The sequence below is a fragment of the Bradyrhizobium sp. genome (assembly GCF_016462955.1).
Lineage (GTDB): Bacteria > Pseudomonadota > Alphaproteobacteria > Rhizobiales > Xanthobacteraceae > Bradyrhizobium.
Genome location: NZ_JAEMSD010000495.1, coordinates 1 through 292, shown reverse-complemented (window position 1 = coordinate 292; position 292 = coordinate 1). Strand labels below are relative to the sequence as shown.

1 protein-coding gene is annotated in these 292 nt (G+C 72.3%); it reads left to right on the top strand.

What is annotated here, in order from left to right:
- Positions 1–292 (top strand): hypothetical protein (locus JHD07_RS32640; protein ID WP_291629622.1); only part of this gene is annotated, 292 nt, incomplete at both ends.

Sequence of the window (292 nt, the reverse complement as noted above, 5' to 3'; positions counted from 1 at the left end):
CGGCTGGCCGCGCAGATCGAGGCGGAGCAGCGGCCCGCCTCGCCGGCCGAGCAGCGGCAGTTGATGCGCTTCACGGGCTTCGGCGCCTTCGAGCTCGCCAACGGCGTCTTCCGCCGGCCGGGTGAATCCGGGTTCGCGACGGGCTGGGAGGAGATCGGCGTCGACCTCGAGGACGCGGTCGACGACGCCGGCTACGCCTCGCTTGCACGGTGCACCCAGTACGCCCACTTCACGCCTGAGTTCATTGTCCGCGCGATCTGGTCAGGCCTGCAGCGCCTCGGCTGGCGCGGCG